Here is a 9,022-nt window from a genome sequence, read left to right on the forward strand (position 1 = left end):
GGAGGCCATGACGCCGTTCTTCATCAGGGTCTTGACCACCTCGGCGCCGGTCTTCTTCATGCGGCTGGCCAGCTCGCCCACGCCGATCTCGTCGGGGATCTTCACGGTGAGGGGGGTCTTTTTGGCGATCTCCAGCTGGAGCCGGCGCATCTTCTCCTGCTCCTCCTGGCGGCGCTTGCTGCCCTGGAAGCCGCCCTTGCGCTGGTTGCGGCCCTGGAACTTCTGCTTGCCGCCCTGCATCTGCTTGGTCTTGCCGGCGGCCAGATCCTCCAGCCGCTGGTCGTACTTCTCCAGGTTCACCTGGCCGCCCTTGCGGGTGTCCACCACCTTCTTCTCGGGGACACGGGCGCCGGGGCGGCTGGCGGCCGGCTGCTGCTGGGGCGGCTTCTGGCCGCCCTGATTCTGGGCCTGGCCGCCGTTCTGGCCGGCGGGTCTGGCCTGGCCGCTGCTGTTCTGGCCGCCCTTGCCGCTCTTCTGGCCCTGGGGCTGCTGGCTGCCCTGGGCGGGCTTGGCCGGCTCCGCCTTGGGGGCGGGCTTGGGCTCCCGGTACACCTCGGCAAAGATGCTCTCCAGGCTGTCCACCTGGTTGTGCTGGGTCAGATACTCAAAGATCAGGGACAGCTCCCGGTCGTCCAGGGGCTGCATGTGGTTCTTGGGCGTGGTCGCATATTCGGTCAGGATGTCGGTGATCTCCTTGGAGTTCTTACCGAAGTCCTTGGCCACCTCGTGCACGCGATACTTGTTGTTCAGCAAAAAAGCCACCTCCATTGGCGGGCCTGCACCAATAGGAAAACACAGCGGCGCCGCTGCGCTTTCTTATTGGAACAAACCCACGTCGTTGCAAACGTATTCTCGCCGTCTCATGGCGTCCTCTTTTTCTTCTTGCCGGGGCCCCGGTTTTTCGGCGCGGCGCGCCCGGCGGGCGGGGGCGCCCAGGGCTTTTTCTTTGCCCGCTCCAGCTTCTTCTCATGGGCCCGCTGCTCCCGCTGGCGCTGGAGCTGCCTGTCGGCCTTGTCCCGCAGCGCCTCCGCCGCGGGGCCGTAGGCGTCCGGGTCGGCCTGGGCCAGCTTCTCCACCAGGGCGGCGGCCAGCCCCGCGTCGGTGAGGGCCAGCATGGCGCAGGCCGTGCGCCCCACCGCGCCCCCCAGGGTTCCCTTGTCCCACGGGGTTTTCAGCCAGGGCACCTGCCCCGCCTCCGCGAAGCGGGCGGCCCGGCGGATGCTGTTGTCCGCCGCGTCGGCGGCCACCAGCAGCACCCTGGCCTGGCGGGCCCGGCAGGCGGCACCGGCGGGCTCCTCCCCCACCTCCGCCCGGCCGGCCTTGCGGGCGATGCCCAGCAGGTGCAGCGCGCTATCCATCGCCGTCACCTGCCTGCATCTGCGCCTCCAGGGCGTCGTACACCCCGTCGGGCATGGGGGCGGAGAAGGCCCGCTCCAGGGCCCGGGCCTTCCGCGCCTTCTTCAGGCACTCCGGATTGGGGCACACGTAGGCCCCCCGGCCCGGCTTCTTCCCCTTGAAGTCCAGGGAGATCTCCCCCTCCGGGCTCTTCACCACCCGGATGAGCTCCTTCTTGGGTTTCATCTCCCGGCACCCCAGGCACTGACGCATGGGGATCTTTTTGGGCATCTCCGCAACCTCCTTTTTTGGGTGCTCAGGGACGGGCGGGCCGACACACAGGTCGGCCCCTACGATCGCGCCGACACGGCACTCGTAGGGGCGCACCTGCGTGTGCGCCCGCTGTCCGGATTATTCCTCGGTTTCGCCCTCCGCCTCGTCGGCGATGATCTCGTCCCCGTCGTCCAGGATCACGTCGTCCTCGTCCTCCGGCGCCTCGTCGGCGGGGGCGGAGGCGGGCTTGATGTCGATCTTCCAGCCGGTGAGCTTGGCGGCCAGGCGGGCGTTCTGGCCCTCCTTGCCGATGGCCAGGGAGAGCTGGTCGTCGGGCACCACCACGCGGCAGCTCTTGCCCTCCTCGTGGATGTCCACGCTGACCACGTCGGCGGGGGACAGGGCGGCGGCGATATACTGGGCCGGATCCTCCGACCACTTGATGATGTCCACCTTCTCGCCCTTGAGCTCATTGACGATGTTGTTCACCCGCTGGCCCCGGGGGCCCACGCAGGCGCCGATGGCGTCCACGTCGGGATCGGCAGACCAGACGGCCAGCTTGGTGCGGCTGCCCGCCTCCCGGGCGATGGACTTGACCTCCACGGTGCCGTCGTAGATCTCGGGCACCTCCAGCTCGAACAGGCGCTTGACCAGGCCGGGGTGGGTGCGGGAGATGAGCACCTGGGGCCCCTTGGTGGAGCGGCGCACCTCCACCACATACACCCGCAGGCGCATGCCCTCCACGTACTCCTCGCCCTTGACCTGCTCACCGGGGGCCAGGAAGGCCTCGGTGGCCTCGTTGCCGGAGCCGATGCGCAGGCTCACCCCGCCGGAGCGGGGATCGATGCGGGTGATCACGCCGGTGAGCAGCTCGTGCTCCTTGGAGGAGAACTCGTCATAGATCATGCCCCGCTCGGCCTCCCGCATGCCCTGGATGATCACCTGGCGGGCGGTCTGGGCAGCGATGCGGCCGAAGTCCCGGGTGCGCACCTCGATGCGGATCACGTCGCCCAGCTGGGCCTGGGGCAGCTTATCCCGGGCCATCTCCAGGCTCATCTCGGTGCAGGGGTTATCCACCTCCTCCACCACATCCTTCTTGACGAACATGCGCACGGTGCCCTTCTCCTCGTCGGCCTCCACCGTCACGTTGTCCCCCGCGCCCTCGTGATCCCGCTTGTAGGCGGTGACCAGGGCCTGGGTGATCTTCTCCAGCATGTAGGCCTTGGGAATGCCCTTCTCCTTCTCAATCAGGTTGATGGCGGCGAAAAACTCCGCCCCGTCCAGCTCGTTGGTCTTCTGCGCTTTGGCGTTCTTCTTCGGCATAATCGTTCTATCTCCTCACTCGTCTCACGCGGGCGCGCGCCGCGCGCCCCTGTATGGCAGGTTGTATCCGGCGGGCGGATGATATCCGCCTCTGCGTAGGGCGGGGGCTTGCCCCCGCCGCCCCCTAAAACCGCACGGTCAGGCGCACCTGGGCCACGTCCTTCTTGGCGAAGGTGCGGGGCGCGCCGCCCAGCTCAATGGTCACGTCCCCGTCGGCGTACCCCCTCAGCACGCCGGTGTACTCCTTCCGGCCGTCCAGGGGCCGGTAGAGGCGCACATCCACCTCGCTGCCCAGGAACTGCTGGAAGTGGGCGGGCTTTTTCAGGGGACGGTCGGCTCCGGCGGAGGACACCTCCAGCACATAGCTGCCCTCGATGGGGTCGGCCTCGTCCAGGGCGTCGGACAGGGGGCGGCTCACCGCCTCGCAGTCGTTGATGGACACGCCGCCCTCCTTGTCGATATAGATGCGCAGGAACCACTGCCCCGCCTCCCGGACGTACTCCACGTCCCACAGGGAGCAGCCGTTTTCCTCCGCGATGGGGGCGGCCAGACCGGCCACCAGCTCGGTGACTTTTGCCATGGGCAATCCCTCCTGCACAGGGGCATCCAGAAATTTACAGCCCCGCTTTTTTCAATAAGAAAGAGCGGAGCCGCAACCCCACTCTCACCATACCACTACTACTATCATACGTACTATAGCACAAAAAATCCCGCCATGCAAGGGCTTTGGGCTATTTTTTGCACCCCCCGGCGGGATCTGTAACCGAATTTGCGTTGACATAACAAATTCCTCTGCTAAAATGGTGGATAAGAACCTGCAAAGGAGGCGGAAGCCTGTATGAACGAGGCGAAACTGGCGGCGGCCATTCTGGCCCAGGTGCGCCGCGCCGTGGTGGGCAAGGACGAGGTGCTGGCCCGGGTGCTGCTGGCCATTCTGGCCGGGGGGCACATCCTGCTGGAGGACATCCCCGGCGTGGGCAAGACCACCATGGCCCTGGCCTTCTCCAAGGCCCTGGGCCTGGACTACAACCGGGTGCAGTTCACCCCCGACGTGATGCCCTCGGACATCACCGGCTTCACCCTCTACAACAAGGAGGCGGGGCGGATGGAGTACCAGCCGGGGGCGGTGCTGTGCAACCTGTTCCTGGCCGACGAGCTCAACCGGGCCACCAGCCGCACCCAGTCCGCCCTGCTGGAGGCCATGGAGGAGGGGCAGGTGACGGTGGACGGGGCGTCCCACCCGGTGCCCCGGCCCTTCCTGGTCATCGCCACCCAGAACCCGGCGGGGGCCTCAGGCACCCAGCCCCTGCCCGACTCCCAGATGGACCGGTTCATGGTGCGCCTGTCCCTGGGCTACCCCGCCCCGGCGGACGAGATGGACATGGTGCGCCGCCGCCAGGGGGGCAACCCCCTGGACAGCGTGGAGCAGGTGGTGGATCGGGAGGGCCTGCTGGCTCTGCGGGAAAAGGCCGGGGCGGTCTACCTGTCCGACGAGGTGCTGGACTACATCGTCCGCCTGGTGGGCGCCACCCGGGAGCACCCCATGATCCTCCAGGGGGCCAGCCCCCGGGCCACCCTGGCCCTGGCCGCCATGGCCAAGGCCGCCGCCCTGGTGCGGGGGCGGGACTACGTGAACCCGGAGGACGTGGAGCTGGTGTTCCCCGACGTGGTGCCCCACCGGCTGCTCCTCTCCCCCCGGGCGGAGGGGGACAAGTCCTTTGACCCGGCGGCGGAGCTGCTGGCCAGGGTCAGCGCCCCCAGGATCGGGTGACGCCATGGCCCGGCGACGGATTGCCTACGCCGCCCTGCTGGGGCTGGCGGTGCTCTTTCAGATCTTCTTCCGCTTCTACCTGTCCACCTTCACCCTGGCGCTGGTGGTGCTCCTGCCCGTGCTGGCGGCGGCGCTGAGCCTGCCGGCGGCCCTGGGCTGCACCCTCACCCTCTCCCCCGCCGCCCCCACGGTGATCCGGGGGGGCGAGGCGTCCTTCCGCCTCACCCTGGAGTGCCGCACCCCCTTCCCCCTGCCCCGGGTGAAGGTGCGCCTGCGGTGGGAGAACCGGCTCACCGGCGAGGGGGACGCCCTGTCCTGGGCCCCCGCCCCCGGGGAAACGGCCGGGGAGCTCACCGTCCCCGCCGCCCACTGCGGCTGCCTGGCGTGCCGGGCGGAGGGGGCGTGGACTTGTGATCTGCTGGGCCTGTTCCCCATCCCTCTGAGGAAGCCCGCCCCGGCGGAGGTACTCTCCCTCCCCCGGCCGGTGGAGCTGGAGGTGCCCCCCGGCCTGCTGTCCGGCCGCAGCGAGGGGGCGGCCCTCCGGCCCCGGCCCGGCGGCGGCCCCGGGGAGGACTACGATCTCCGGAACTACCGGCCCGGCGATCCCCTGCGCTCCGTCCACTGGAAGCTGTCCTCCAAGCGGGACGAGCTGGTGGTGAAGGAGACCCTGGAGCCCCACCGGGCCGCCCTGGTGCTCACCTTTGACCGCTTCGGCGCGCCGGAGGTGCTGGACGAGACCTTTGCCCGGCTGTGCGCCCTGTCCCGCTGGCTGCTGGAGCGGCAGCGGCCCCACCACATCCGCTGGGCCGGCCCCGGCGGCACCGGCACGGAGGGTCGGCCGGTGGACAGTGAGGCGGCGCTGCTCTCCTGCCTGGCCCTGGCCTTCTCCGCCCCCGCGCCGGAGGCGGGGGCCTCCATGCTGGATCTGCCCCTCCGCCTGCCCGGCGAGGGGGGCCGGGTACGCCGCATCCACGTCACCGCCAGCGGCCTGGAAGGGGGCGGACTATGAGGCGCGAAAAAATCCGCAGGCCCCGTCCCGCCCCCCTGAGGCGGGGCCCCCTGGTGCTGCTGGGGGACGGGGTGCTGCTCTTCCTGGTGCTCGCCGGCGCGGTGGGGAGCTTCTGCACCGCCTTCACCCTGGACGTGTCCCTCCCCCTGGTGTACGCCGGGTGCGCCCTGTGCGCCCTGATCTTCCTGGCGGTGTGGTCTCTCCCCCGCCGGTGGTGGGCCCTCCCCCTGGCGGTATGCGCCGGGCTGTGGGGCGCCGCCCTGTGGCGGATGTGGGACGGCCTGGCCCTGGGGGAGGTGTCCGTCCGCTGCTCGGTGGTCAACACCTTCTGCCTGAGCCTGGGGCTGGACGGCATGATCCAGCCCGCCGCGGAGCTGCCCGCCGACACCTGGACGGCGGCGGCCACCCTGCTGGTGCTGCTGGTGACGGTGCCCCTGGGGGCCCTGCTGGGCCTGGGCATCGTGCGCCTGCGCTCCTTCTGGTTTGCCTTCTGGTGCTCCGTGCCCCTGGTGCTGGCCCCCCTGTGCATCTCCGTCACCCCCGGCTGGCTCCCCCTCATGGCCCTGGTGCTGGGGTGGTGCGTGCTGGGCCTCACCTCACTGGTGCGGCGGCAGGATCCCCACGGGGCGGCCCTGCTCAACCTGATGGCCCTCCCCGCCGGGGCGCTGCTGCTCTCCGCCCTCACCCTGGCCATGCCCCAGAACAGCTATCAGCGGCCCGCCTGGGCCGACGACGCCCTGGAGCACATCACCAGCCAGGTGGTAAAATACAGCGGCATCTGGCTGGACGGCACCGGCCCCTTCGGCGGCGGGGGCGGCGGCCGGCTGGCCGCGTCCGACGGCTCGGTGTCCCTGAACAGCGGGCCCCTGCGCTTCTCCGGCCGCACGGTGCTGGAGGTGGACACCGAGCTGGAGGGCCGCATCTACCTGCGGGGCTTCTCCGGCGCCCTCTATGACGGGGAGCGCTGGCTGCCCCTGCCCGACGACATCTACAGCTCGCTGGAGCTGGACTCGGGAAGCACCACCACGGAAGACGGGGACATCATTCTGAACATATCCATCGACTCCATTGACAGATACCCGGGCCTGGTTCACTTGCCCTACCTCATCAAGCTCCGGGGCTGTCAGCCCCTGAACTTCCCCGCCCTGGCCGCCCGCTCGTCCGGGGAGGCGGGGGACTACGCGGCGGTGACGGTGCACAACGTGGGGGCCGACCCCGGCTATGTGTACGCCCCCTACCAGCTCCTCACCCAGCCGGACGAGCTGTCCGGGGCGGAGTTCGTCTACGACTCCCACCTGGCCCGGGCGGAGGACATCTGGACCCACACCCTCTACGTCCAGCCCGACGCCGATCCGCGGCGGGACTGGGGGAGCCTCACCGGCGAGGCCGCCCGGGCGGAGCAGGACTACCAGAAATTCGTCGAATATTACTACCTCAGGCTGCCCGCCCGCCGGGAGAACCCGGCCCTGTACCAGGTGCTGGAGGAGGCCGTCCCGGCGGCCTATGACCTGGCCTGGGACTACTATGACGCCCCCCTCCTGGAGCGGGAGCCCTACGAGGTGGCCGCTGCCCGGGGGGTGGCCGCCTACCTGGCCTCCATCGCCCAGTACGACCCCAACACCCCTGCCACCCCGGAGGGGGAGGACTATGTGACCTACTTCCTCACCGAGAGCCGCCGGGGCTACTGCATGCACTTTGCCAGCGCGGCCACCCTGCTGCTGCGCTGGATGGGCATCCCCGCCCGGTATGTGGCGGGCTACGTGGCCGATGTGCCCGCCTCCGGCCACGTGCGGGTGCCCGACTCCGCCGCCCACGCCTGGGTGGAGGTGTACATCGAGGGCTACGGCTGGGAGCCGGTGGAGGTCACCCCGGCCTATGCCGGCTCCACCCCCGGCCAGAGCGGGGTGACGGCGGAGCCGGAGGCCACTCCTACCCCCACCCCCACGCCCTCGGCCAGCCAGGCCCCCGAGGAAACCGACACCCCCGCCCCCACCGCCTCCCAGGCCGTGGAGCCGGAGGGAGACGGCGGGCAGGGCTTCGACCCGTCGGTGCTGTGGGTTCCGCTGGCCGTCCTGCTCCTCGTCCTGGCCTTCCCCCTCCGCCGCCGACTGGCCCGCCGGGGAAGGGAAAAGCGGTTCGGAGACCGGGACACCAACCAGGCCGCCGTGGCCGTCTACCGCTACCTGCGGCGGCTGGAGCCCTGGGGCGGGGAAACGCCGGAGGAGATCACCGAGCTGGCCAAGAAGGCCCGGTTCTCCAACCACACCCTGACCGAGGAGGAGCGGCACGCCGCCGTCCGCGCCGCCGGGGACGTGGCCCGCCAGGTGGACGCCGCCCTGCCCCGTTGGAAGCGGCTCCTGTTCCGGTACGTGCTGGGGCTGTATTGAGGCACAGGCTCCAGGGGCGGTATAACAACTGCCAGGCCGTAGGGGCGGATATCATCCGCCCATCTGACGGTGCCCCCGGCGCCCCCCAGAACGGGGGCCCACGGCGGCGGAAAGCCGTACAGACAAGGCAAGAACCGGGCGTGCATCCACGCCCGGTTCCTTTTTTCTGTTCGTTTCAGGCGCTGCCGCGCCCCGGGCGGCCCGCGGCGACCCAACGAAGTGGTCGCCGTGGGGAGAGGAGGCACAGTGAGCGGTTGCGGCGGCACACAGCCCGTAGGGCGGGGGCTTGCCCCCGCCGCCCGTTTCGTATACGCCGCAGGGCCGGCTGTGCCGACGACGATAAAGGCCGGACGCCTGCTCCTGACGTCCGGCCCTCATCGAAGGAAAGAGGATACAATGAAATGAAAAGAAACTGTCTCTTGCGAGTATGATCATACCAAGGAGATGTTAACGAAAAAAACTCCATCTGTTACAGGAGTATTAAATTTCAATCTTTTTTTGTAAAGTTCCTGTCATGTGGGAAAATTCGGTGGAAAATGTGGAAAAACCGGCCAAATGCAGAAGTCCGGCCGGGGATTGCTCCCGCGGCCGGACGTTCTGAATTGGAGGATAGAATGAAAAGAAGCGCTGTCTCTTGCAAGTGTTATGGTAACAGAGGGTTGTTAACAAACCTAGCGCCGGATGTTACAATTTCATGAAATCAGCGGAGATTTTCAAAAAATTCCTGGAGCAGCCCGGCGCACTCTTCCTCCAGGATATGGCCGTACACCCGGGGGTGGTGGTTGAACCGCTCCTCGAACAGGTTGAGCACCGAGCCGCAGCACCCCGCCTTGTCGTCCCTGGCCCCGTAGCACACCACCGGGATGCGGGCGTTGACGATGGCCCCGGCGCACATGGGGCAGGGCTCCAGGGTGACGTAGAGGG

Annotated in this window: 9 protein-coding genes; 3 read left to right on the top strand and 6 right to left on the bottom strand. The window is 68.9% G+C overall.

Annotation, left to right across the window (positions count from 1 at the left end):
- From QZ378_RS10815 to rimP, 5 genes are all read right to left on the bottom strand, one after another.
- On the bottom strand, window positions 1-762 hold a 762-nt coding region (locus QZ378_RS10815), incomplete at its 3' end, for a translation initiation factor IF-2 N-terminal domain-containing protein (protein WP_366935200.1).
- 98 nt (window positions 763-860) lie between these two features.
- The gene (locus QZ378_RS10820; protein ID WP_191379760.1) at window positions 861-1,358 is read right to left on the bottom strand and encodes a 50S ribosomal protein L7; all 498 of its coding nucleotides are present in this window, start codon (window positions 1,356-1,358) and stop codon (window positions 861-863) included.
- Window positions 1,351-1,626, bottom strand: a complete 276-nt coding sequence (locus QZ378_RS10825; RefSeq protein WP_087242180.1) for a YlxR family protein — start codon at window positions 1,624-1,626, stop codon at window positions 1,351-1,353. Before QZ378_RS10825 ends, QZ378_RS10820 begins: the two co-directional genes overlap by 8 nt.
- A gap of 120 nt (window positions 1,627-1,746) precedes the next feature.
- Window positions 1,747-2,931 (bottom strand): transcription termination factor NusA, encoded by a 1,185-nt coding sequence (gene nusA / locus QZ378_RS10830; RefSeq protein ID WP_191379759.1) that lies wholly within the window; start codon window positions 2,929-2,931, stop codon window positions 1,747-1,749.
- A gap of 124 nt (window positions 2,932-3,055) precedes the next feature.
- On the bottom strand, window positions 3,056-3,511 hold the full coding sequence (gene rimP, locus QZ378_RS10835; RefSeq protein ID WP_291258273.1) for a ribosome maturation factor RimP: 456 nt from the start codon (window positions 3,509-3,511) through the stop codon (window positions 3,056-3,058).
- 258 nt (window positions 3,512-3,769) lie between these two features.
- Here rimP and QZ378_RS10840 point away from each other — a divergent pair, with 258 nt between their 5' ends.
- Genes QZ378_RS10840 through QZ378_RS10850 form a run of 3 tightly spaced genes read left to right on the top strand, consistent with a single transcriptional unit; the run spans window position 3,770 to window position 8,098 of the window.
- Entirely contained in the window at window positions 3,770-4,702 is a 933-nt protein-coding gene (locus QZ378_RS10840; RefSeq protein ID WP_291258274.1) for a MoxR family ATPase, read from the top strand.
- Between the two features lie 4 nt (window positions 4,703-4,706).
- Window positions 4,707-5,711, top strand: coding sequence for a DUF58 domain-containing protein (locus QZ378_RS10845; protein WP_291258275.1), 1,005 nt, complete (start codon window positions 4,707-4,709; stop codon window positions 5,709-5,711).
- Window positions 5,708-8,098, top strand: a complete 2,391-nt coding sequence (locus tag QZ378_RS10850; protein WP_291258276.1) for a transglutaminase domain-containing protein — start codon at window positions 5,708-5,710, stop codon at window positions 8,096-8,098. The genes QZ378_RS10845 and QZ378_RS10850 overlap by 4 nt, the downstream gene beginning before the upstream one ends.
- 700 nt (window positions 8,099-8,798) lie before the next feature.
- Here QZ378_RS10850 and QZ378_RS10855 read toward each other — a convergent pair.
- Window positions 8,799-9,022 (bottom strand): nucleoside deaminase (locus tag QZ378_RS10855; RefSeq protein ID WP_291258277.1); only part of this gene is annotated, 224 nt, incomplete at its 5' end.

Source organism: Flavonifractor sp., assembly GCF_019422385.1.
In the GTDB taxonomy this organism is placed as follows: Bacteria; Bacillota; Clostridia; order Oscillospirales; family Oscillospiraceae; genus Flavonifractor; species Flavonifractor avistercoris.